This is a genomic window from Phytobacter ursingii (assembly GCF_001022135.1).
In the GTDB taxonomy this organism is placed as follows: domain Bacteria; phylum Pseudomonadota; class Gammaproteobacteria; order Enterobacterales; family Enterobacteriaceae; genus Phytobacter; species Phytobacter ursingii.
In genome coordinates, this window is sequence record NZ_CP011602.1 from 859,062 (window position 1) to 881,083 (window position 22,022).

At 53.7% G+C, this 22,022-nt stretch carries 20 protein-coding genes; 14 read left to right on the top strand and 6 right to left on the bottom strand.

From position 1 onward, the window contains the following. The first annotated feature begins 209 nt into the window (after window positions 1-209). Both AB182_RS31375 and AB182_RS31380 read left to right on the top strand, forming a co-directional pair. The gene (locus AB182_RS31375; protein WP_082137023.1) at window positions 210-1,280 is read left to right on the top strand and encodes a fimbrial protein; all 1,071 of its coding nucleotides are present in this window, start codon (window positions 210-212) and stop codon (window positions 1,278-1,280) included. A 250-nt stretch (window positions 1,281-1,530) separates the two neighbouring features. Continuing rightward, the gene (locus tag AB182_RS31380; RefSeq protein WP_082137024.1) at window positions 1,531-2,622 is read left to right on the top strand and encodes a fimbrial protein; all 1,092 of its coding nucleotides are present in this window, start codon (window positions 1,531-1,533) and stop codon (window positions 2,620-2,622) included. Between the two features lie 107 nt (window positions 2,623-2,729). On the opposite strand, the gene AB182_RS33215 is transcribed toward AB182_RS31380, so the two are convergent. After that, window positions 2,730-2,861, bottom strand: coding sequence for a hypothetical protein (locus AB182_RS33215; RefSeq protein ID WP_261802768.1), 132 nt, complete (start codon window positions 2,859-2,861; stop codon window positions 2,730-2,732). A gap of 172 nt (window positions 2,862-3,033) precedes the next feature. Here AB182_RS33215 and AB182_RS07400 point away from each other — a divergent pair, with 172 nt between their 5' ends. From AB182_RS07400 to AB182_RS07410, 3 genes are all read left to right on the top strand, one after another. Beyond that, window positions 3,034-3,969: a pseudouridine kinase gene (locus tag AB182_RS07400; protein WP_047369526.1), complete on the top strand. Its 936-nt coding sequence runs from the start codon at window positions 3,034-3,036 to the stop codon at window positions 3,967-3,969. Continuing rightward, window positions 3,962-4,897, top strand: a complete 936-nt coding sequence (locus AB182_RS07405) for a pseudouridine-5'-phosphate glycosidase (RefSeq protein ID WP_047369527.1) — start codon at window positions 3,962-3,964, stop codon at window positions 4,895-4,897. Before AB182_RS07400 ends, AB182_RS07405 begins: the two co-directional genes overlap by 8 nt. 96 nt (window positions 4,898-4,993) lie before the next feature. After that, window positions 4,994-6,244 carry a NupC/NupG family nucleoside CNT transporter gene (locus AB182_RS07410; protein ID WP_047369528.1) on the top strand — a complete coding sequence of 417 codons (1,251 nt, stop codon included), beginning with the start codon at window positions 4,994-4,996 and terminating at the stop codon, window positions 6,242-6,244. A gap of 34 nt (window positions 6,245-6,278) precedes the next feature. On the opposite strand, the gene AB182_RS07415 is transcribed toward AB182_RS07410, so the two are convergent. From AB182_RS07415 to AB182_RS07425, 3 genes are all read right to left on the bottom strand, one after another. Further along, on the bottom strand, window positions 6,279-7,379 hold the full coding sequence (locus tag AB182_RS07415; RefSeq protein ID WP_047369529.1) for a sugar kinase: 1,101 nt from the start codon (window positions 7,377-7,379) through the stop codon (window positions 6,279-6,281). Then, entirely contained in the window at window positions 7,380-8,237 is an 858-nt protein-coding gene (nfo, locus tag AB182_RS07420) for a deoxyribonuclease IV (protein ID WP_047369530.1), read from the bottom strand. It lies immediately after the preceding gene. A 197-nt stretch (window positions 8,238-8,434) separates the two neighbouring features. After that, entirely contained in the window at window positions 8,435-9,487 is a 1,053-nt protein-coding gene (locus AB182_RS07425) for a YeiH family protein (protein ID WP_047369531.1), read from the bottom strand. A gap of 120 nt (window positions 9,488-9,607) precedes the next feature. Here AB182_RS07425 and yieE point away from each other — a divergent pair, with 120 nt between their 5' ends. From yieE to AB182_RS07455, 6 genes are all read left to right on the top strand, one after another. Then, window positions 9,608-10,474, top strand: coding sequence for a DNA-binding transcriptional regulator YeiE (gene yieE, locus AB182_RS07430; protein ID WP_047369532.1), 867 nt, complete (start codon window positions 9,608-9,610; stop codon window positions 10,472-10,474). A gap of 178 nt (window positions 10,475-10,652) precedes the next feature. Continuing rightward, on the top strand, window positions 10,653-11,438 hold the full coding sequence (locus AB182_RS07435; RefSeq protein WP_047369533.1) for a transporter substrate-binding domain-containing protein: 786 nt from the start codon (window positions 10,653-10,655) through the stop codon (window positions 11,436-11,438). Between the two features lie 9 nt (window positions 11,439-11,447). Continuing rightward, on the top strand, window positions 11,448-12,113 hold the full coding sequence (locus AB182_RS07440; protein ID WP_047369534.1) for an amino acid ABC transporter permease: 666 nt from the start codon (window positions 11,448-11,450) through the stop codon (window positions 12,111-12,113). Then, window positions 12,113-12,769, top strand: coding sequence for an amino acid ABC transporter permease (locus AB182_RS07445; RefSeq protein ID WP_047369535.1), 657 nt, complete (start codon window positions 12,113-12,115; stop codon window positions 12,767-12,769). Before AB182_RS07440 ends, AB182_RS07445 begins: the two co-directional genes overlap by 1 nt. Further along, window positions 12,750-13,487: an amino acid ABC transporter ATP-binding protein gene (locus AB182_RS07450; protein ID WP_047369536.1), complete on the top strand. Its 738-nt coding sequence runs from the start codon at window positions 12,750-12,752 to the stop codon at window positions 13,485-13,487. Before AB182_RS07445 ends, AB182_RS07450 begins: the two co-directional genes overlap by 20 nt. Window positions 13,488-14,127: 640 nt before the next feature. Then, window positions 14,128-15,597, top strand: coding sequence for an amino acid permease (locus AB182_RS07455; protein ID WP_047369537.1), 1,470 nt, complete (start codon window positions 14,128-14,130; stop codon window positions 15,595-15,597). Window positions 15,598-15,666: 69 nt separating this feature from the next. On the opposite strand, the gene AB182_RS07460 is transcribed toward AB182_RS07455, so the two are convergent. Further along, window positions 15,667-17,652, bottom strand: coding sequence for a ligand-gated channel protein (locus AB182_RS07460; RefSeq protein WP_047369538.1), 1,986 nt, complete (start codon window positions 17,650-17,652; stop codon window positions 15,667-15,669). Window positions 17,653-17,898: 246 nt separating this feature from the next. Then, the gene (gene fghA, locus AB182_RS07465; RefSeq protein WP_047369539.1) at window positions 17,899-18,735 is read right to left on the bottom strand and encodes an S-formylglutathione hydrolase; all 837 of its coding nucleotides are present in this window, start codon (window positions 18,733-18,735) and stop codon (window positions 17,899-17,901) included. 149 nt (window positions 18,736-18,884) lie between these two features. On the opposite strand from fghA, the gene AB182_RS07470 reads away from it, so the two are divergent. The 3 genes from AB182_RS07470 to yeiB all read left to right on the top strand — a co-directional run bounded on the left by AB182_RS07470 (window position 18,885) and on the right by yeiB (window position 21,984). After that, complete coding sequence (locus AB182_RS07470; protein ID WP_047369540.1) at window positions 18,885-20,012, top strand: YbfB/YjiJ family MFS transporter; 1,128 nt, start codon at window positions 18,885-18,887, stop codon at window positions 20,010-20,012. A gap of 124 nt (window positions 20,013-20,136) precedes the next feature. Beyond that, a complete protein-coding gene (gene folE / locus AB182_RS07475; RefSeq protein WP_039079972.1) occupies window positions 20,137-20,802 on the top strand; it encodes a GTP cyclohydrolase I FolE in 666 nt (221 codons plus the stop codon). Between the two features lie 21 nt (window positions 20,803-20,823). Next, window positions 20,824-21,984 carry a DUF418 domain-containing protein YeiB gene (gene yeiB, locus AB182_RS07480; RefSeq protein WP_047369541.1) on the top strand — a complete coding sequence of 387 codons (1,161 nt, stop codon included), beginning with the start codon at window positions 20,824-20,826 and terminating at the stop codon, window positions 21,982-21,984. Window positions 21,985-22,022: the final 38 nt, after the last annotated feature.

Sequence of the window (22,022 nt, forward strand, 5' to 3'; positions counted from 1 at the left end):
TTTTTATTTTGCAACGCCTTCCGTTGACCCTGCATATATTTCCCTTCCGCTTAATTCTGAATTTCACATTTTCACCGTTACTCATACGAGGCGGTGCGTTAGGCTTCACCAAAGGTGATGTATTTTGCCTCTAAATAATTTCACTTTTTAGCGCTGGCTCTGCCCTATATTCCCCCTTTACGCGCAATTGAGGGGCAGGGAGGCAGGTGATGTTAAAACAGGGGAAAACTTTACTGCTGTTAAGTTTATGTTCCATTCTCTGGGCAACCAACGCGAGGGCAGGGTGTACTGCACATAAGGCAGTTAAAGAATACATCATGCCGCTAAATGGCACGCTGAATGTTCCCGCATCGCTGCCCGTCGGTGGTGTGATATTTCAGCAAGTATTCAAAGTTAATGGGTACGAATGGACACGGGTGACATGCAACCCGGCCGTTCGGGCGCGGTCAATATATTCTTTTTTTAGCAACACGTTAATCCTGTCGAGTTATACGGGAGTCTATAAGACCAACGTAGAGGGGATTGGTGTAAGGTTCCGGTTAAGCTGGGCCAATCGAGATATCCCGGCATCTTATAATAGTGCGGTAATTAGCCCTGGGACTTCCTTTGATAATTTAACATCGGGTGATGACGATATTGTTGTCTCGCTAATAAAAATCGACAACACTATCGGTTCCGGAGTGATTGATATTTCATCCTTTCCTGTCATTCAGCACAATCAGCGGGAGGCCGAAATCATGCGCTTATCCTTCAGCGGCGCCATGAGCCTGAATACGCCAACCTGTGATATCTCGACGCCTTCAACTTCGGTGCCACTGGGAACCCACGAACAGGGCGTGTTTGGCAGTATCGGCAGCGGCACCGCGTGGAAAGACGCCAGCATCAGGCTGACGAATTGCGGCACCTTCTCCGGCTGGGCGACCAACAATACCTGGAACAGCGGAACGGGGACTTCCTCGCCAGCTGCAATAAAAAGTAATATTGCCTCTGTCACCCTGACTCCCAACGACGGTGTGGTCAGCGCGACTGACGGAATAATAAAAATCGCCACCACCGGCGCCAATAATACTCCGCACGCAGTGGGCGTGGGGATCCAGCTTTCCACTACGGAAAGTGTAGTTGGCAAAGTCAATCTGAATAATCCGCTGGAATATACTCTTCCTACTGACGGAAGGCTGAGTATCACGTTGCCGCTGTATGCCCGTTACATTAAAACCGCAAGCACAGTCACAGGCGGGAAAGCCAACGGTAAGTTGACCTTCACGGTCACCTATAAGTGAGTGAAAGCACCTCTTCTTTTAAAAGGCCGATACCGTTGGCCTTTTATTATTTAAAGCGCCGTCCGTTGAGCCGCACTATTTTTCCTTCCGTTTAATTCTGAATTTCACATTTTCACCGTTATTCATACGAGGCGGTGCGTTAGGCTTCACCAGAGGTGATGCATTTTGCCTCTAAATAATTTCACTTTTTAGCGCTGGCTCTGCCCTATATTCCCCCTTTATGCACAATTGAGGGGCAGGGAGGCAGGTGATGTTAAAACAGGGGAAAACGTTATTGCTGTTAAGCTTATGTTCAATTCTCTGGGCAACAGACGCGAGGGCAGGGTGTACCGCAGATAAGGCGGTAAAAGAATACACCATGCCGCTAAATGGCACGCTGAATGTTCCCGCATCGCTGCCCGTCGGTGGCGTGATAGTTCAGCAAGTATTTGCTGGTACCAATGGGTGGTCTGAATTGAATCAGGGGACGTGCTATCCGGCTGTAAGATCGCGGTATATTTACTCTCTTCTTAACAATGGGTTAAGCCTGTCGAGTCATATTGCAACCTATAAAACCAGCGTTGAGGGTATTGGCGTTAAATTCCAGTATGGAGATATGAGATGGCCTCATCATTTATATACTATCCCAGGATATCTCGATAGCCCTGTAGTGACTCCTGCCAGTTCTTTTACAGTACCTATAACAGGTGGGAATGATATTATTGTCTCGCTAATAAAAATCGACAACACAATCGGTTCCGGAGTGATTGATATTTCATCCTTTCCTGTCATTCAGCACAATATGCGAGAGGCCGAAATCATGCGCTTATCCTTCAGCGGCGCCATGAGCCTGAATACGCCAACCTGTGATATCTCGACGCCTTTAACTTCGGTGCCACTGGGAACCCACGAACAGGGCGTGTTTGGCAGTATCGGCAGCGGCACCGCGTGGAAAGATGCCAGCATCAGGCTGACGAATTGCGGCACCTTCTCCGGCTGGGCGACCAATAATACCTGGAACAGCGGAACGGGGACTTCCTCGCCAGCTGCAATAAAAAGTAATATTGCCTCTGTCACCCTGACTCCCAACGACGATGTGGTCAGCGCGACTGACGGAATAATAAAAATCGCCACCACCGGCGCCAATAATACTCCGCACGCAGTGGGCGTGGGGATCCAGCTTTCCACTACGGAAAGTGTAGTTGGCAAAGTCAATCTGAATAATCCGCTGGAATATACCCTTCCTACTGACGGAAGGCTGAGTATCACGCTGCCGCTGTATGCCCGTTACATTAAAACCGCAAGCACAGTCACAGGCGGGAAAGCCAACGGTAAGTTGACCTTCACGGTCACCTATAAGTGAGTGAAACCCGCGTTTGCGTTAATGCGCTGGACATAGCGGTACGATGCCCTTGTGACAGCAACGCTCTTAAATCTGGCGTGTTACCCGCACCGGGACCGTTATCGTACTTACCCGCTACCGTGGCGCGTCTGGCTTTGCTGACGCGCCTGTTTATTATGCCTGTTGGTCTTTTGTGTCCAATCTCTCATTTCTTTATTTTGTTTCAGGCTCGTCACCCATAAATTTGTGATGTCCTTCATACCTATTCATCCTCGCTCCCTCTGATGTGTTTACTTTACGCAAACCAGGTATACGATGAACATATGTTCTTAAATAAACATGTGCTCTAATAAGGTTTTCGCCATCGATAGATAATTTTATGTTATCTCGACGATCTCATTGATATGGCATTTCTTTGCCAGAGGGCGTTCTATGCGTAAAAAGGATTATATAATCACTATTGGTTCCGCCAATATGGATGTGGCCGGTTATTCTCATGGTGTATTGAATTACGCGGATTCCAACCCGGGTAAAATAAAATTCACGCCGGGCGGCGTGGGGCGTAATATTTCACAGAATCTTGCCTTGCTGGGAGCTGAGTCCTGGTTACTCACCGTAGTGGGTGATGATTTTTATGGGCAATCTCTTCTCAATCAAACCCGTCAGGCGGGCGTTCATATAGAAAAATGCCTGATTGTAGCGGGGGAAAATACGTCGAGTTATTTATCCCTTCTGGATAATACCGGTGAAATGCTGGTTGCCATCAACGATATGCATATTACCGAGCATTTATCGGCGGCTTTTTTGGCAAAACATATTGATTTTATTCGCGATGCCAGGGTGGTGGTGGTCGACTGTAATATCAGCGAAGACGCACTGGGCTGGCTGCTAACCCATGCGGGCGACACGCCTGTTTTTGTCGACCCGGTCTCAGCCTGGAAATGCGTGAAAATTCGCGACTGGCTGGGGCAGATTCATACCCTCAAACCCAATCGCCTTGAGGCTGAAACTCTCAGCGGTATTACGCTTGCCGGGCGCGACGATGTGGTAAACGTTGCCGAATGGTTTCACACCCGCGGCCTGCAACGGCTGGTGCTGAGCATGGGCGGCGACGGTGTCTATTACAGCGAGCGCGGCGGCGTCAGTGGGTGGTCACCTCCGATTAAAACCCAGGTCGTTAATGTCACCGGGGCTGGCGATGCCATGATGGCGGGTCTGGCGGCCTGTTGGGTGGCAGGTTTTTCATTTATCGATTCGGTGCGTTTTGCGCAAGGCTGTTCGTCCATGGCGCTGGCGTCCGAATATACCAATAATCCTGACTTATCTTTTTCAAAAGTCACATCGCTAGTGGAGAAACAAGATGTCTGAATTAACGATTTCCCCTGAATTACTGCATATCTCTGCGGAAGTAAAAGAAGCACTGGAAAATAACAAACCGGTTGTAGCGCTGGAATCGACAATTATTTCTCACGGTATGCCGTTCCCGCAAAATGCGCAAACGGCAATTGAAGTCGAAGAGACTATTCGTAAACACGGTGCGGTGCCGGCGACAATCGCCATTATTAACGGTGTAATGAAAGTTGGTTTAACGAAAGACGAAATTGAATTACTCGGTCGTGAAGGACACAGCGTCGCAAAAGTCAGCCGCCGTGATTTACCGTTTGTGGTCGCCGCCGGATTAAATGGCGCCACCACGGTAGCCTCCACCATGATTATTGCCGCACTGGCTGGGATTAAAGTTTTCGCGACGGGCGGTATTGGCGGCGTTCACCGTGGCGCCGAACATACGTTTGATATTTCCGCCGATTTGCAGGAGCTGGCGCACACAAACGTTACGGTGGTTTGTGCAGGGGCGAAATCTATTCTCGACCTTGGCCTGACCACCGAATATCTGGAAACCTTTGGCGTGCCGTTAATTGGTTATCAGACAAAATCATTACCGGCGTTTTTCTGCCGTACCAGTCCGTTTGAGGTCAGCATTCGTCTGGACAGCGCCAAAGAGATTGCCCGCGCAATGGCGGTGAAATGGCAAACCGGCCTTAATGGTGGCCTGGTCGTGGCGAACCCCATTCCCGAGCAGTTTGCGATGGCAGAAGAGAAAATCAACGCCGCTATCGATCGGGCGGTGAAAGAGGCTGAAGAGCAGGGTGTGGTCGGTAAAGAGAGCACGCCGTTCCTGCTGGCGCGTGTTGCTGAATTAACCGGCGGCGACAGCCTGAAATCAAACATTCAGCTGGTGTTCAACAACGCCGTGCTGGCATGTGAAATCGCAAAAGAGTACCAACGTCTCGCATAACCCAGGCGCGGGCAGCGAGCGGTCGCCCGCAGGGATATCAGACATACCAAAACCTGGCGTTTACGCCGGGTTTCCTGGCATGAAGGGAAAATCATTATGGATATAATGAGAAGTTTTCTGGGTATGGTGGTATTACTGGCCATCGCTTTTCTGCTGTCAGTAAATAAAAAGCGCATCAGCTTACGCACCGTGGGCGCCGCACTGCTGCTGCAAATCGCTATCGGCGGGATTATGCTTTACTTCCCGCCTGGCAAATGGCTGGTTGAGCAGGCGGCGCTGGGCGTTCATAAAGTAATGTCCTACAGCGACGCGGGCAGCGCTTTTATCTTTGGCTCGCTGGTCGGGCCGAAAATGGATGTGTTGTTTGACGGCGCCGGGTTTATTTTCGCCTTCCGCGTACTGCCTGCAATTATCTTTGTTACCGCGCTAATCAGCCTGCTCTACTATATAGGCGTGATGGGATTACTGATCCGTATTCTGGGGGGGATTTTCCAGAAGGCGCTGAGCATCAGCAAGATCGAATCGTTCGTCGCCGTGACCACGATTTTCCTTGGGCAGAATGAAATCCCCGCTATCGTGAAGCCGTTTATCCATAAACTTAACCGCAACGAATTATTCACTGCGATTTGCAGCGGGATGGCCTCGATTGCCGGGTCTATGATGATCGGTTATGCCGGAATGGGAGTGCCGATTGACTACCTGCTGGCCGCGTCATTAATGGCGATCCCGGGCGGTATCCTGTTTGCCCGTATGCTGAGTCCGGCAACCGAGACCTCTCAGGTCACGTTTGAAAATCTCTCGTTTACCGAAACACCGCCAAAAAGCATCATTGAAGCGGCGGCAAGCGGTGCGATGACCGGGCTGAAAATTGCCGCGGGTGTGGCGACGGTGGTGATGGCGTTTGTGGCGATCATTGCGCTATTAAACGGCATCATTGGCGGCGTCGGTGGCTGGTTTGGTTTCGGTCATGCCACGCTGGAAGGGATCTTCGGTTATGTGCTGGCCCCGCTGGCGTGGATCATGGGCGTAGACTGGCACGATGCGACGCTGGCCGGCAGCCTGATTGGGCAAAAGCTGGCGATCAATGAGTTCGTGGCCTATCTCAATTTCTCACCTTATCTGCAAACGGGCGGCACGCTGGATGTCAAAACCATCGCCATTATCTCGTTTGCGCTGTGCGGGTTTGCCAACTTCGGTTCCATTGGCGTCGTGGTCGGGGCGTTTTCCGCGATAGCCCCCCAGCGCGCGCCGGAAATCGCTCAGCTTGGGATGCGTGCGCTGGCGGCGGCAACGCTCTCAAACCTGATGAGTGCCACCATCGCCGGGTTCTTTATCGGCCTTGCCTGAGTCAACCGCACGCCAGCGCTACTGGCGTGCGTTCTTACGCCTCCGCTTTGTTTGTATTCAGCAAGCTCATCGCATTTTCTGCTGACAGGGCAGGATTGTTGATACTCACGCTGGCACGGGAAATCGCCGCACAGGCCATAGCAAAGTGAGCGCTTTCCGTAAAATCGCCCCCCTCAAGGAAGCTATACAGCAGCCCCGCCATAAATCCGTCATCCGCACCGAAACGGTCAGTGAAGGCGTGATCCGGTGAAGTCAGCAGCAGCTGCTCGCCATCACGTTTAGAGCAGAATACGGAATCATCGTCCAGATATACGAAGATGCGTTGCACCCCTTGTTCATGGAGTGAATTTACCGCCGCAATTTTGTCTGCTTCACGCCGAATCGGCTGTCCCCACAAGATCTGCAACTCCTGTAGCGTGGGTTTCAGGGTATGAATGCGCGATAGCCAGGGGCGAATCTTGTCGGCTTTGAACTCGGAAACCGTATCGACAAAGACCGGAATATTCCCCGCCATGGTGAAGACCCACTCCAGTGCCTCTTCGGTCAGGTTGCAATCGGCGAGCACCACGCCCGCATGCATCACCAGGTCGCGCGAGGAATTGAGCAACTGCGGCGTCAATTGCTGCAGAATATGGGTATCGTTGATGGCCAGTACCGTCTCTTCCTGCTGATTGGCAATCGACAGATAGGTAGAGGTGTTGTGCCCATGCAGACGAATACAGCTTTGCACATTCACCCCGGCCTGACGGGTCTGTTCTAGTAACGTTTCGCCGTAAAAATCATCCCCCACGGCTGAGATCAGGTGCACATCGCGGCCCAGCAGAGCGAGGTTGTGGGCGACATTACGCCCGACGCCGCCTGCAGAACACTGAATGCTACCGGGGTTGGAGGCGGACTGCGGATAATGAATATCGGCAACGCCGCGAATATCCATATTGATCGCGCCAAACACGACACAGTAATCCTGTTCGGTCAGAATGTAGCCCTTGCCTTTAATCAGCCCTTTTCGCATCAAATCCATAATGTGGGCGGCGACGCGTGAACGGCTGATTTGTAAAATATCGCCTATCTCATTTTGCTGAATCAGTGGGTTGCTGCGCAGGATTTGTAATATCTGTTTTTCCCTGTCGTTCATTTATGCCGCAGCCTCTTCATTTTGTTGCGCCTTTAACCAGGCGATCTCTTCTGCCCAAATGTCCGGATTGATGGTTTCCAGAATGAGCGGAATACCGTCGAAACGATCGTCCTGCATGATCCAGCGGAAGGCGTCATGACCAATATTGCCTTCACCCAGGCTGTGATGGCGGTCAACACGGCTGCCAAATGCGCTTTTGGCATCATTGAGGTGCATACCGCGCAGGTAGTTGAACCCCACTACGCGTTCAAATTCGGTGAAAACTTTCGCGGTACTTTCGGTGGTGCGCAGATCGTATCCGGCAGCAAACGCATGGCAGGTATCGATACACACGCCGACGCGCGATTTGTCTTCCACGCCGTCGATGATCGCGGCCAGATGTTCAAAGCGAAAACCAAGGTTGCTGCCCTGACCCGCGGTGTTTTCGATAACCGCTGTGACGCCTTTGGTTTGTGCGAGCACGATGTTAATGGATTCGGCAATACGCGCCAGGCACTTGTCTTCGTCGATTTGCATCAGATGGCTGCCCGGGTGGAAGTTCAGCAGCGTTAGCCCCAGTTGTTCGCAGCGTTGCATTTCATCAAGAAACGCGTCGCGGGATTTTTCCAGTGCCTCTTCAACCGGATGTCCCAGGTTAATCAGGTAGCTGTCGTGGGGGAGAATTTGTCCCGGCTGATAATGGTATTTTTCGCAGGCGGCTTTGAATTCATCAATCGTCTCGCTGCTGAGCGGCGCGGCACGCCATTGACGCTGATTTTTTGTGAACAGGGCAAACGCAGTGGCTTCGATTTCTGCTGCGCGAATGGCGGCATTGGCCAGACCGCCCGCGGCGCTGACATGCGCTCCGATGTATTTCATGTAAAGACTCCTGTTAAACCCGCAATACGCGTCATCCTTCACGCGACATCGCTGTTGGCTTCACTCACCCCGTCACGTACTTCTTTACGCGCCGGGGATTCGTTCATTTGCCGCCTGGATGCAACGCGAAGGATTTTGCGTAATCAAATAAACATTTTTCCAATAATAGCGGGTTAACAGAGAAGAGACGTAAGGTTTTATGCCATCAAATGGTGCACCAGCAGGTTAATGGCACCGCCACCGACAATCAGCCAGACAAACAGCGCCAGCGCCATTAATAGCGGCTTCGCTCCTGCCTTTTTCAGGGCGCTGATATGGGTGGTTAACCCCAGTGCGGCCATTGCCATCGCCAGCAAAACCGTATCGATGGTAATCAGGACATCAACCACACCTTTCGGCAGCAAATGGAACGAGTTAAACACCGCCACCAGGATAAACAGCACGGCAAACCACGGAATAGTAATTTTGCTTTTTTCGCCGCTTGCCGCAGGGGAGAGTTGTTTAACCCGGGAGGCGAGCAGGATCAGGAACGGCGCCAGCATCATTACGCGCAACATTTTGGCGATGACGGCCGCATTCTCGGCATCCGGGCTGACAGCATGACCCGCGGCCACAACCTGCGCCACTTCATGCATGGTTGACCCCATATAGATGCCATACGCTTCGGGGGTGAACCAGTGAGCCAGCAGCGGATAGATTGCCGGATAGATAAAAATGGCCAGCGTCCCGTAAATCACCACCGTGGCGACGGCAACGGCTACTTTGCTGGACTCGGCTTTGACCACCGGTTCAGTCGCCAGCACTGCCGCTGCACCGCAAATGCTGCTGCCTGCGCCAATCAGCCAGCTGGTTTTTCTGTCCAGCCCAAACACTTTTTGCCCGAGCAAACAGGCCAGCATAAAGGTGCTGGAGAGCATTAAAACGTCGATAGTGATGCCGCTGACGCCTACCTCGGCAATTTGCGAAAATGTCAGGCGCAAGCCATAAAGGATAATACCCAGACGCAACAAATGCTGTTTTGACCATAATACGCCTGCATCACAACGAACATGCAGGCGTGGGTAAAGCGTATTACCTGCGACGATGCCGAATAAAATTGCCAGCGTTAGCGCGCTAAACCCCGCACCCGCAACCGAGGGAATATTGCCCAGCCACAATGCCAGCCCGGCGATGACCGCACTGAGCAACAGACCCGGTACGAATAACGCGATGTCGTTCTTGCGTGAAACATGATGTGTGATTTCAGTCATAACCTTCTCCTTTCTCCTGGGAAAAGGTTACGGTGCTCTGGTTTAAAGGTAAAATTGATTATATATTTATAATTAATCTTTATAAGTGGTAAGCGACCCTTGCCCCGATGGTGAAAATTTATGCATATCACACTACGGCAGCTCGAAGTTTTCGCCGAGGTGCTCAAGAGCGGTTCCACGACGCAGGCCTCGCAAATGCTGGCGTTATCGCAATCGGCAGTCAGCGCCGCGCTCACCGACCTCGAAGGGCAACTCAGCGTTCAGCTTTTCGATCGTGTTGGTAAGCGGCTGGTGGTGAACGAACATGGCCGTTTGCTCTATCCTCGTGCACTGGCGCTGCTGGAACAGGCGACGGAAATTGAACAACTGTTTCGGGAAGAAAACGGGGCAATCCGCGTCTACGCCAGCAGTACGATTGGTAATTACATCCTGCCGGAAATCATTGCCCACTATCGACGAGATTTTCCTCAGTTGCCGCTGGATATGAGCGTAGGCAACAGCCAGGACGTTATTAATGCGGTGGCTGATTTTCGCGTCGATATCGGTCTGATTGAAGGACCCTGCCATACGGCCGAGATCATTGCGGAACCCTGGCTTGAAGATGAACTGGTGGTGTTCGCGCCGCCGGATTCTCCGCTATTGCAGGAGGACGTCACGCTGGCGCGCCTGGCCGCCGCGCCGTGGATCCTGCGTGAGCGTGGCTCCGGTACGCGCGAAATTGTCGATTACCTGCTGCTGTCTCATTTGCCTGAATTTCATCTCGGCATGGAGCTTGGCAACTCCGAGGCTATCAAACATGCCGTGCGCCACGGGCTTGGCATCAGTTGTCTGTCGCGGCGCGTGATTGCCGAACAGCTTGAGGCGGGTTCATTGGTGGAAGTCCCTGTTCCACTGCCTCGTCTGGTGCGTACTCTGTGGCGCATTCATCACCGTCAAAAGCATCTTTCCAGTGCACTGAATCGTTTTTTGCGTTATTGCGAAATATGATTGCACCAGTAACAGGCGGCTGCACCATTTTGGTGTGGCGCTGCCTGGCTTAATCTCTCCTTTATAACCGCTTAACTCCCGCTGTAGCAGGCGAGACAGTGTTTTTATCGCGTTGGCACATTAGTTGCAAAAAGTGATTCAAAGAATCTTTTGTTTCATGAGCGATGAGGTGACAAGAATGAAGAAGTGGATGATGGCGGCAGCGGGTGCGGCATTAATGTTGTCCTGTGCGGGGCAGGCGATGGCCGATCAGCTACAGGATATTCAAAAACGCGGCGTACTGCGTGTGGCTGTACCGCAGGACTTTCCGCCGTTTGGCTCGGTGGGAACCGATCTCAAGCCGCAGGGCTACGATATCGATATGGCGGAGTATCTGGCTAAAGAGATGAAGGTGAAGGTGGAACTGGTGCCGGTGACCAGCGCTAACCGGGTGCCTTACCTGCAAACCAATAAAGTTGATCTGGTTATCTCCAGCCTCGGTAAGAATGCTGAGCGTGAAAAAGTGATCGACTTTAGTCGCGCCTATGCGCCGTTTTTCCTCGGGGTGTTTGGCCCGAAAGACGCCACACTGGCGGATGCTGCCGCGCTGAGCGGTAAGTCGATCGGCGTCACTCGCGGCGCGGTAGAAGACATGGTGTTAAGCGATCTGGCGCCGAAAGATGCCGAGGTCAAACGCTACGAAGATAACAACACCACTATCTCTGCCTATCTTTCCGGGCAGGTTCAGTACATGGCGACGGGTAACGTTGTGGTGGCCGCGATTGCCCGCCAGAACCCGGAAAAAGCGCCGGTCAGCAAATTTATGCTTAAAGATTCGCCGTGCTTTATCGGGCTTAAGAAAAACGAGCCTGCGCTGAAAGCCGAAGTCGACAAGTTGATTGAACAGGCGCTGAAAGATGGCACGCTCAATAATTTCTCGCAGAAATGGATGCAGGCACCGCTGCCCGCCACCCTGGGCGTGTAAGGGTCTGGCATGACGACAACGCTTGATTTTGCCGCGCTGTGGCCTTTCTGGCCGCAGCTACTCGCGGGGCTTTGGACCACGATAACGTTAACCATTCTGGCAACCATCGGCGGTGTGTCTCTCGGCATTCTGGGCGCGGCGCTGCGTAGCGGTAAGCCCACGCTGGCGAGCCATATCTGGGGGGCGTATGTCGAGCTTATTCGTAATACGCCGTTCGTGGTACAGCTCTTTTTTATCGTTTTCGGTCTGCCCGGCCTGGGGCTGAAATTAACGGCAGGCGAGGCGGCGTTGATCGCCATGCTGGTCAATCTGGGGGCCTACAGTACGGAGATTATCCGCGCCGGGATCCAGGTGGCACCAAAAGGACAATGGGAAGCGGCGCGTGTGCTGGGGTTAACGAAAGCACAGACCTTTTTCCGCGTGATCCTGCCGCCGTCGCTACGGCGTATTTATCCGGCGCTGGTCAGCCAGTGCATTATCGTGATGCTGGGATCGTCGGTGGTCTCGCAGGTTTCCTACGAAGAGCTGACGTTTGCCGCAAACCTGATTCAGTCGCGCACGTTTTTGAGCTTTGAAGTGTATCTGGTCACCACATTGTTGTATCTGGCGCTGTCACTGCTGATGCGTCAGGTGCTGATGGCGGCGGGCAGGAAGTGGTTGGGGAGCGAGAGTTGATGAGTACATTTACCGACTGGGATATTCTGCGCAACCTGCTGCTGGCGGCGCGCTGGACCTTGCTGCTGTCGCTTATCGCCTTTGTCTGCGGCACGCTGGTGACATTACCGCTGCTGGTATTACGTATTAGCCGCTGGCGCTGGCCGAAACGGCTGATTAGCGCATATGCCGCGCTTTTTCAGGGCACACCGCTGCTGATGCAGCTCTTTCTGGCTTTCTTCGGTATTGCCCTGTTCGGCATTGATGTGAGCCCGTGGACGGCGGCAACGTTGGCGCTGACCCTTTTTACCAGCGCGTTCCTGTTGGATATCTGGTACGGCAGCATTAAGGCGTTGCCGAAAGGGCAGTGGGAGGCCTGTCGCTGTCTGGGGTTAAGTTTTGGTCAGACACTGTTTCGGGTGATTGCGCCGCAGGCTATCCGTATTGCCATCGCCCCGACGGTCGGCTTTTCCGTCCAGGTCATTAAAGGCACGGCGCTGGCCTCGATTATCGGCTTTGTCGAACTGACCAAAGCGGGCACCATGCTGAATAATGTCACCTTCGCGCCGTTTAAAGTGTTTGGCCTGGTCGCACTGGGCTATTTCCTGATGTGTTACCCGCTGTCGCGTTACAGCCGTTATCTGGAGAAGAAATTCCATGCCGCTCATCACCATTAATGACGTGCAAAAATACTATGGCGACAACCACGTGCTCAAAGGCGTAAGCCTGGATATCGAAATGGGTGAAGTGGTGTCGATCATCGGGCGCAGCGGTTCCGGGAAAAGCACCTTGTTACGCTGTATGAATGGGCTGGAGGGCTACCAGGACGGCAGTATTAAACTTGGCGGGATGACGGTAACCGACAGGGAATCGCAGGCGCGTGAGATCAGCCGATCGGTGGGGATGGTATTTCAGAGTTTTAATCTGTTTCCGCATATGACCGCGCTGGAGAATGTGATGCTGGCGCCGCGGCGGGTGCTGAAATTGCCGGCAGATGAGTGCCGCAAGCTGGCGATCGAGATGCTGGAGAAGGTCGGTCTCGGCGAGCGAATCGATTATTATCCGTCCAATTTGTCAGGCGGACAGCAGCAGCGCGTGGCGATTGCCCGTGCGCTGGCGATGAAACCGAAAGTGTTACTGTGCGATGAGATAACCTCGGCGCTGGACCCGGAGCTGGTGGGTGAGGTATTACGCGTGCTGGAGCAACTTGCCGCCGAAGGGATGACCCTGATTCTGGTGACCCATGAGATGAGTTTTGCCCGCGAAGTGGGCGACCGGGTGGTGTTTATGCATCAGGGAAAAGTATGGGAGCAGGGGGAAAGTCAGTCGTTCTTTACCCAGCCGCGTACCCCTGAGTTGCAGCAATTTATCGCCTCAGTACGGGGATTGAATTAAGTCTGTGCTTTTTTCCTCACTCTGAGGGGGGGAGCGATCCCCACAAAAAATGCGAGCACGATCGGTTCCCTCTCCCTGAGGGAGAGGGCCAGGGTGAGGGGGAAAATACAGCTCTGGTGGTCATTCCGTTCACCTTATGTTCTCTGCTTTTCTATAGCGACAGAACCCGTGAACGTGCCAGGGTGGCTCACCGCCACCACCCTGGCGACCCGGGCTCCCGGCAAAGAAAATCGCCGCTGTCGCGGTGCATTCGTCTTATGCCGTCTGACTTTCGGGTCGGGGACCAGCCTGCGTCCTTGCAGGCTATCCCCTCCGCCCGCTTCCCTGCGGGCGGCCCCGGTCAGCCGTCAACGCCTCATCGATTTTCAGCCGGACCCTGTCATCGCTGTCGCTGTTTTATTCTCATTACGCGGTGTCATCGCTGTCAATAATATGACCGGGGCTCCCTCAGCACTGAGGGCGAGGGGGGAATGCCGCCCGAGTGTACACTTCTGATTCGTTCACCAGACTGCCATCCACTGCTTTACTTATAATCCGCAGGCTATCATGAAGGTCTCTAATAAGACGTGGATTGTGCCGGAAGGATGCCCTTTCGTTTGCTACAATCGCGCCTCATTTTTTGGATGGATAGCATTTTCTTATGGTTTCCGAAACGAATACCACACAAGCGCCCACGCTTCGCCGTGAACTCAAGGCGCGTCACCTGACGATGATCGCCATTGGCGGATCAATCGGTACAGGGTTGTTTGTCGCATCAGGGGCGACGATTTCTCAGGCAGGCCCGGGCGGCGCGCTGTTCTCCTATATCCTTATTGGTTTGATGGTCTACTTCCTGATGACCAGCCTTGGCGAACTGGCGGCGTTTATGCCGGTATCCGGTTCTTTTGCCACGTATGGCCAACAATATGTTGAAGAGGGCTTTGGTTTCGCGCTCGGCTGGAACTACTGGTACAACTGGGCGGTGACTATCGCCGTTGACCTGGTGGCTTCGCAACTGGTGATGACCTGGTGGTTCCCGGATACGCCAGGCTGGATCTGGAGCGCGGTGTTCCTGTGCGTGATCTTCCTGCTCAACTACATCTCCGTTAAGGGCTTCGGCGAAGCGGAGTACTGGTTCTCGCTCATCAAAGTGGCCACCGTTATCATCTTTATCGTGGTTGGCGTAATGATGATCGTGGGCATTTTCAAAGGCACACAGCCTGTGGGCTGGAGCAACTGGACGACGGGCGATGCGCCGTTTGCCGGTGGCTTTGCGGCGATGATTGGCGTGGCGATGATCGTCGGCTTCTCCTTCCAGGGGACCGAGCTTATCGGTATCGCGGCGGGGGAATCCGAAGACCCGGAAAAGAACATTCCGCGCGCGGTGCGTCAGGTGTTCTGGCGTATTCTGCTGTTCTATGTGTTCGCCATCCTGGTTATCAGCCTGATCATTCCTTATACCGATCCGAGCCTGCTGCGTAACGATGTAAAAGACATCAGCGTCAGCCCGTTCACCCTGGTCTTTCAGCATGCGGGGCTGCTGTCTGCGGCGGCGGTGATGAATGCCGTTATCCTGACTGCGGTACTGTCGGCGGGTAATTCCGGTATGTACGCTTCTACCCGTATGCTTTACACCCTGGCCTGCGACGGTAAAGCACCGCGTATTTTCGCTAAATTGTCGAAAGGTGGTGTGCCGCGTAATGCGCTGTATGCCACCACGGTGATTGCGGGTCTGTGCTTCCTGACATCAATGTTTGGCAACCAGACCGTTTACCTGTGGCTGCTTAACACCTCCGGGATGACGGGCTTTATCGCCTGGCTGGGTATTGCCATTAGCCATTACCGTTTCCGTCGTGGCTATGTGATGCAGGGGCACGATCTGAATAACTTGCCGTACCGTTCAGGTTTCTTCCCGCTGGGGCCGATCTTCGCATTTGTTCTGTGCCTGATCATCACCCTGGGTCAGAATTATCAGGCCTTCCTGGCCGATTCCATTGACTGGGGCGCTGTGGCGGCAACCTATATTGGTATCCCGTTGTTCCTGATCATCTGGTTTGGTTACAAGCTGTCGAAAGGCACTCGCTTTGTAAGCTACAAAGATATGGTGTTTCCGGAACGCTTTAAGAAGTAACGTGCAGGCTCTTTTGCGCTGACCAATCAACAGCCCCGGCACAGTGCCGGGGCTTTTGTTTTAGCGTTATCAGAAATTATACGTTAAGCCAACGGTGTAACGGCGGCCATCAAGTACCGTGTCATAGGTGTCGTAATCAATCTGCTTGTCCAGCACGTTGTACACCCCTGCGGAGAGGAGCAGATTTCTGTTGGCGTTATAGCGCAGGCCTACATCCACCTGACTGTAAGAGGGCGTACCCTGGGACATGGAGGTACGGCTTAAGTACTCCGAGGTTTTACCGCGGAAATTCAGCCGCCCCCACAGACCCACATCCTGCGTGGCCTGCCAGTCGAGCGTGGTATTCACCATATGTTTCGGCATCTTGTTGAGTGGCTTGCCGGAGAACTGACCGCTTTTCTGTTCTGATTCGGTGAAGGTGTAGTTGGCCGTCAGGTTCAGGTCTCGTGTGATGTTCCAGCCGAAGGTAGATTCAACGCCACGCATATTTGCCTTATCGACGTTAACGCGATCGCTGACAAAATCGTAGCTCACGCTGCCAATCGTACAGGCCGGATCGGCGCTGCTGTTACAGCGGCGTACTTCGGTGATTTTGTCCTTGAAATCGGTGTTAAACAGCGTAATGCCAGCGTTGAGATTCTTGTTGTTATCCCACAGCAACGCCAGCTCTTCGCTCAGGCTTTTTTCCGGTTTCAGATCGGGGTTGCCGACAATGATGCCGTTCAGACGACCACCGCCCGTCACCTGGCCCCAGCTTGCAGAAGACTGGCGCAGATCCGGGGCGCGGTAGCCTGCCGACACGCCGCCTTTAATTGTCCACTGGTCAGTCAGGTGCCAGACACCGTAGCCGCGTGGCGTCCAGTTGGTGCCGTAGTTTTCATCTTTGTCCATACGCAGGCCGCCGGTCAGCGTCACGCTGTCGAGTACCGCCCATTCATCTTCTGCAAATAGCGCCCAGCTCCAACGGGTGAGTTTATTTAGCCCGTCCGCCGCTTCCAGTTGATTGCCGTTATCGCGCAGTTTCTCATAACGATACTGCCCGCCGACCGTGAGAGTGTGGTTGCCAAGGAATATCTGGTTCTGGTTATTAAAGAGGGTGTTATACGACTTCATCTGGCGACCAGGGTTATTGGTCTCTTCCTGCTGAACGTAGCTGACGGTGTTGAAATCGCTGTAATAACCGCTGTGGGTTAACGAGTAAGTGGTGTGTTCGTAGCGGCTTTCACTTTTGCTGTTGGGGGTACAAACGTTACCCCGGCAGGTCTCCGCCGCCGAAGACATACCTGGCGTGCTGTTGCGATCCTGTAATTCGCGGGCAATATCCAGATCAACATCGTTTTTATCATCCGGGGTGAAATTGAAGGTCACGCCGCCGTTGCGCAGGCGCTGTTCGTTATAGCCGTTAAGTATTTTGTCTTCTGCGCGTCGGGACAGCAGCCCTGTGACTTTTGCGCCCAGCAGGCCGTCAATCAATGGGCCGGAAGCATAGGCGTTGGTTTGGAAGAGATCGCCGGAATCGCTGTTTTCCTGGAACGTCGCATCGCCATGAAGCGAGCCAGTCCAGCCTTTGGTATTGGACACTTTTTTGGTAATAACGTTGATAACGCCACCCATGGCGTCGGAGCCATACAGCGATGACATCGGGCCACGGATCACTTCAATACGCTCAATGGATTCCAGCGGCGGCAACCAGCCCTGTTCGATGCCCGCGTTATCGCTGTTTGGGCGCGTGCCACGGGTGCTGATTCGTTTACCGTTGACCAAAAAGAGGGTGTATTGCGAGGCCATGCCGCGAATGCTGATATCGCTGCTGCTGCCGCCACCGGTCACCACCACGCCCGGTACATCTTTCAAGGCGTCGGTGACATCCCGATACGCTTTATCTTCAAGCTGCTGTTTAGAAATCACCGAAATAGAGGCTGGCGCGTTCTGGATTTTCTGTTCAAACCCGGTTGCAGAGACGACGACGGTGTCCTCGTCGGCCGCGAAAAGTGACGGGGGGAAGGTGGCTGCGCACACGGCGATAGCCAACAGTTTAGCGCGAGGTAAAGTCATTTTGTCATTCCGTTTAAATGAATAAAAGTCCATCGGGTAAACCATGAAGACGATAAGTGTTTGTCTTTTAAGAACTCTGACGATGGAGAAGCGGAAGGATTGTGGATAAAAAATGAATTTATGTAAATGCAATTGATAATTGAAATCATTTGCATTAGATATTTGTGGCAAGGGAAAACATGCCTTATCAAACAGATAGGGATCAGTGTAAGGAATTGTAAAGGGGAGGGCATCGCCCTCCGGTGATTATTTCAGCAGGTATTGCGCGTGGAAGCGCAGATGGTCCTCAATAAACGAGGCCATAAAGTAGTAGCTGTGGTCATAGCCTGGCTGAACGCGAAGTGTAAGTGGCCAGCCGGTCTGGCGGGCGGCCTCAGCCAGCCGGGCGGGTTGTAACTGGTCTGCGAGGAACTGATCGGCATCGCCCTGATCGATAAGCGTCGGGATTGCATCCTGACTGTGGCTGGTCATCATTAGCGCGCAGCTATCCCACGCCTGCCAGGCCGAGGTGTCGTTGCCCAGATAAGCGCTAAAGGCTTTCTGGCCCCAGGGCACCTGCGCCGGGTTTACTATCGGCGCAAAGGCGGAAACGCTGGTAAAACGGCCCGGGTTTTTCAGTGCCATGATCAGCGCGCCGTGGCCACCCATTGAATGACCACTTATGGCGCAACGTTCGCTCACGGTAAATTGCGACTGAATCAGCGCGGGGAGTTCATCACGCAGATAGTCATACATGCGGTAGTGCGCCGCCCACGGTTGCTCAGTGGCGTTGAGATAAAAGCCCGCGCCTTTGCCCAGATCATAGCCGTCGGCATCGGCAACATCGTCGCCGCGCGGGCTGGTATCCGGCATCACCAGCACAATACCCAGCTCTGCCGCAACGCGCTGCGCGCCTGCTTTGGTGGTAAAGTTTTCATCTGTACAGGTCAGGCCCGACAACCAGTACAGCACCGGCGGGGGCGTTGTGGGATGCACAGGTGGTAAAAAAATGCTGAACGTCATGGTGCAATTCAGCACAGCGGAGTCGTGCCGCCAGCGTTGTTGGCGCCCCTCAAAACAGCGGTGCTCTTCAAGCAATTCCATGCAAGGCTCCTTCATTATTTGTTAACGGTTAAAGCGTGACAATATCCCATAATACAGATAATTCATGTGCCTGTGAGTAACTTTCACTTTCACCTCGCTGCAGCATAATGCATCATAAATTTTACTTTTTTTTAACGTCTGGAGTTTTCATGGCGCTACGCATCGCGCTCTGCGGATTTATCGTGCTGGTAGTGGCAATGGGAATAGGGCGCTTTGCTTTTACGCCCCAGGTGCCGCTGATGATTCGCGATGGACAGCTGACGTTAACCAGCGCCGGACTGGTTGCCGCGATGAATTACCTCGGTTATTTACTGGGCGCGTGGGATGCGATGCGCGCGAGTAAACATATTGAGATGCGTCTGTATCTTGGCGTTGCGGGTGCTGTTGCGCTGACCTTTCTTTCGGCGCTGGCGGATAACGCCATTACGCACGGCGCGTTACGTCTGGTGATTGGCGCGATGAGCGGCTGGGCGATGGTACTTACCGCAGCCTGGACGAACGAACGTCTGGCGCATTATGCCCGCCCCGGCTTGAGTGCGGCAGTATTCGCCGGACCGGGCGCGGGTATCGCCCTGAGCGGTCTTCTGGCGGTGGCGATTCAATCGCGGGCGCTCTCCTCAACGGCAGCCTGGCAGGTCTATGGCATACTGGCGCTGGTACTGGTGGCGTTTATCGCCCGATATTTACCGCGTCCGGGCCAGTTACATCGTTCCGGTGCTCAGCCGGAACCGCTACATCTGACGACCGATCTGAAACGACTGGTCTGGAGCTACAGCCTGGCGGGGTTTGGCTACATCTTACCCGCGACCTTTCTTTCGCAAATGGCGGCGCTGCGCTTTCCCGGTAGTCTCTTTGCGCAGTTTGTCTGGCCGGTGTTTGGCGCTGCCGCCGTTGTCGGGATTGGGCTGAGTATTGCTCTTCGCCATATTGGTCACAGCCATCAGCGGCTGGCTATTGTGCTTTGGCTGCAAGGATTAGGCGTGGTGGCCTCTTGCGTATTGCCAGGTATGAGCGGGCTGGTCATTGGCGCGCTGCTGGTCGGTGGGGGTTTTCTTTGCGCGGTACAGCTATCGCTGCTGTATGGCCGCGAACTGGCACCGAACCATACCCGGTATATGGCGGGATTATTGACCACCGGTTATGCCGTAGGGCAATTGATTGGGCCGATGACCTCTGCGCTCTCCACCTGGCTTACGCAGCGGCTGGAACCCGCGCTGGGACTGGCCGGGCTGGCGCTCCTGGTCGGGGGTATTTTGGTCTGGAAACGGACGGCGTGAAAGGTACGAGCAATTTCATTAATTATCACCGTGAAGACTGGATTCTGTGCGTGACCTCACGCACAATGATTGCTCGCTTCGTCCGTTGCATGGCGAAGATGCCACACCTGCAGGAGAATAAAAAATGTCATCACTCAGTAAAGAAGCGGCTCTCGTTCATGAAGCCCTGGTTGCCCGTGGCCTTGAAACCCCGTTGCGCCCGCCTGTCGACATGGATAACGAAACCCGTAAGCGCCTGATAGCCGGTCATATGACCGAGATTATGCAACTCCTTAATCTCGATCTGAATGATGACAGCCTGATGGAAACCCCACATCGCATCGCCAAAATGTACGTTGATGAAATATTCTCGGGACTGGATTATGCCAATTTCCCGAAAATCACCGTCATCGAAAATAAAATGAAAGTGGATGAGATGGTCACGGTGCGCGATATTACGCTGACCAGCACCTGTGAACACCACTTTGTTACTATCGATGGGAAGGCGACCGTCGCTTATATTCCTAAAGAGTCGGTGATTGGTCTGTCGAAAATTAACCGTATCGTGCAGTTCTTTGCCCAGCGTCCGCAGGTGCAGGAGCGTTTGACACAGCAAATTCTGACGGCGCTGCAAACGCTGCTGGGGACCAATAATGTCGCTGTGTCCATTGACGCGGTGCATTACTGCGTGAAAGCGCGCGGCATTCGTGATGCAACCAGCGCAACCACAACGACCTCGCTGGGTGGCCTGTTTAAATCCAGCCAGAACACTCGCCAGGAGTTCCTGCGCGCTGTACGTCACCACAACTAATTAACCTGGAGAGCCGGATACATGGAGAGAAATGTCACGCTGGATTTTGTTCGTGGCATTGCCATTCTTGGTATCCTGCTCCTGAATATCACGGCCTTTGGACTGCCAAAGGCGGCCTACCTTAACCCCGCCTGGAGCGGCACTATCACCTTAAGCGACGCCTGGACATGGGCGGTGCTCGACCTGTTCGCGCAGGTGAAATTCCTCTCCCTGTTTGCGCTTTTGTTTGGCGCGGGTCTGCAAATGCTGTTACCTCGCGGCAAACGCTGGATCCAGTCGCGTCTCACGTTGCTGGTGCTGCTGGGTTTTATTCATGCGCTGGTATTCTGGGATGGCGATATTTTGCTGGCCTACGGGCTGGTGGGTCTTATTAGCTGGCGCATGATTCGCGATGCGCAAAGTGTGAAAGCGCTGTTCAATACCGGTCTTGCCCTCTATTTGATAGGCATTGTGGTCTTGCTGTTGCTGGGGGTTATCTCCGGCAGCGCACCTAATCGCTCGTGGCTACCGGGGCCGGCCAATATCCAGTATGAAGTCTGGTGGAAAACCACGGGCAGCATGATGGAGGCCATTGGTAATCGTGCGGACATGCTATCCAGCGGCCTGTTGGCGCTGGGGGCGCAGTACGGCTGGGAGTTGGCCGGGCTGATGCTGCTGGGCGCGGCGCTGATGCGCAGTGGCTGGCTGAAAGGGCAGTTCAGCCTGCGGCACTATCGCCGTACGGGATTGTTTCTGATAGCGCTCGGCGTTGCGATAAACCTGCCGGCTATTATCGCTCAATGGCAGCTCGGCTGGTCTTATCGCTGGTGCGCATTTATTCTGCAAGCGCCGCGTGAGCTGGGCGCACCTATCCAGGTCCTGGGATATACCGCGATTATCTATGGTTTCTGGCCACAGCTGTGCCGCTGGCGGCTGGTCAATGCCGTGGCCTGCGTTGGGCGAATGGCGCTGAGCAATTACCTGCTGCAAACACTCATTTGTACCACCCTGTTTTATCGTTTCGGTCTGGTAATGAAGTTTGACCGCTTGCATCTGCTGGCTTTCGTTCCACCTGTCTGGGCCGTCAATATTCTTTTCTCCGTGCTCTGGCTGCGCCGTTTCCGCCAGGGACCGATGGAATGGTTGTGGCGGCAATTAACCGCACGTGCTGCGGGGACATCATTGCCGCGCACATCCAGATAACGATCTGGATCACAATCATTAACAAAACGGATGTAACC

Bases quoted from the DNA above. Each gene is read 5' to 3' on its own strand.
- fghA (WP_047369539.1), bottom strand. From the start codon at position 18,735: ATGGAATTGCTTGAAGAGCACCGCTGTTTTGAGGGGCGCCAACAACGC.
- AB182_RS07425 (WP_047369531.1), bottom strand. From the start codon at position 9,487: ATGACTGAAATCACACATCATGTTTCACGCAAGAACGACATCGCGTTA.
- AB182_RS31375 (WP_082137023.1), top strand. From the start codon at position 210: ATGTTAAAACAGGGGAAAACTTTACTGCTGTTAAGTTTATGTTCCATT.
- AB182_RS07400 (WP_047369526.1), top strand. From the start codon at position 3,034: ATGCGTAAAAAGGATTATATAATCACTATTGGTTCCGCCAATATGGAT.
- AB182_RS33215 (WP_261802768.1), bottom strand. From the start codon at position 2,861: ATGAAGGACATCACAAATTTATGGGTGACGAGCCTGAAACAAAATAAA.
- folE (WP_039079972.1), top strand. From the start codon at position 20,137: ATGTCATCACTCAGTAAAGAAGCGGCTCTCGTTCATGAAGCCCTGGTT.
- AB182_RS07460 (WP_047369538.1), bottom strand. From the start codon at position 17,652: ATGACTTTACCTCGCGCTAAACTGTTGGCTATCGCCGTGTGCGCAGCC.
- AB182_RS07435 (WP_047369533.1), top strand. From the start codon at position 10,653: ATGAAGAAGTGGATGATGGCGGCAGCGGGTGCGGCATTAATGTTGTCC.
- yeiB (WP_047369541.1), top strand. From the start codon at position 20,824: ATGGAGAGAAATGTCACGCTGGATTTTGTTCGTGGCATTGCCATTCTT.
- AB182_RS07455 (WP_047369537.1), top strand. From the start codon at position 14,128: ATGGTTTCCGAAACGAATACCACACAAGCGCCCACGCTTCGCCGTGAA.
- AB182_RS07405 (WP_047369527.1), top strand. From the start codon at position 3,962: ATGTCTGAATTAACGATTTCCCCTGAATTACTGCATATCTCTGCGGAA.
- AB182_RS07445 (WP_047369535.1), top strand. From the start codon at position 12,113: ATGAGTACATTTACCGACTGGGATATTCTGCGCAACCTGCTGCTGGCG.
- AB182_RS07470 (WP_047369540.1), top strand. From the start codon at position 18,885: ATGGCGCTACGCATCGCGCTCTGCGGATTTATCGTGCTGGTAGTGGCA.
- AB182_RS07410 (WP_047369528.1), top strand. From the start codon at position 4,994: ATGGATATAATGAGAAGTTTTCTGGGTATGGTGGTATTACTGGCCATC.
- AB182_RS07440 (WP_047369534.1), top strand. From the start codon at position 11,448: ATGACGACAACGCTTGATTTTGCCGCGCTGTGGCCTTTCTGGCCGCAG.
- AB182_RS07415 (WP_047369529.1), bottom strand. From the start codon at position 7,379: ATGAACGACAGGGAAAAACAGATATTACAAATCCTGCGCAGCAACCCA.
- yieE (WP_047369532.1), top strand. From the start codon at position 9,608: ATGCATATCACACTACGGCAGCTCGAAGTTTTCGCCGAGGTGCTCAAG.
- nfo (WP_047369530.1), bottom strand. From the start codon at position 8,237: ATGAAATACATCGGAGCGCATGTCAGCGCCGCGGGCGGTCTGGCCAAT.
- AB182_RS07450 (WP_047369536.1), top strand. From the start codon at position 12,750: ATGCCGCTCATCACCATTAATGACGTGCAAAAATACTATGGCGACAAC.
- AB182_RS31380 (WP_082137024.1), top strand. From the start codon at position 1,531: ATGTTAAAACAGGGGAAAACGTTATTGCTGTTAAGCTTATGTTCAATT.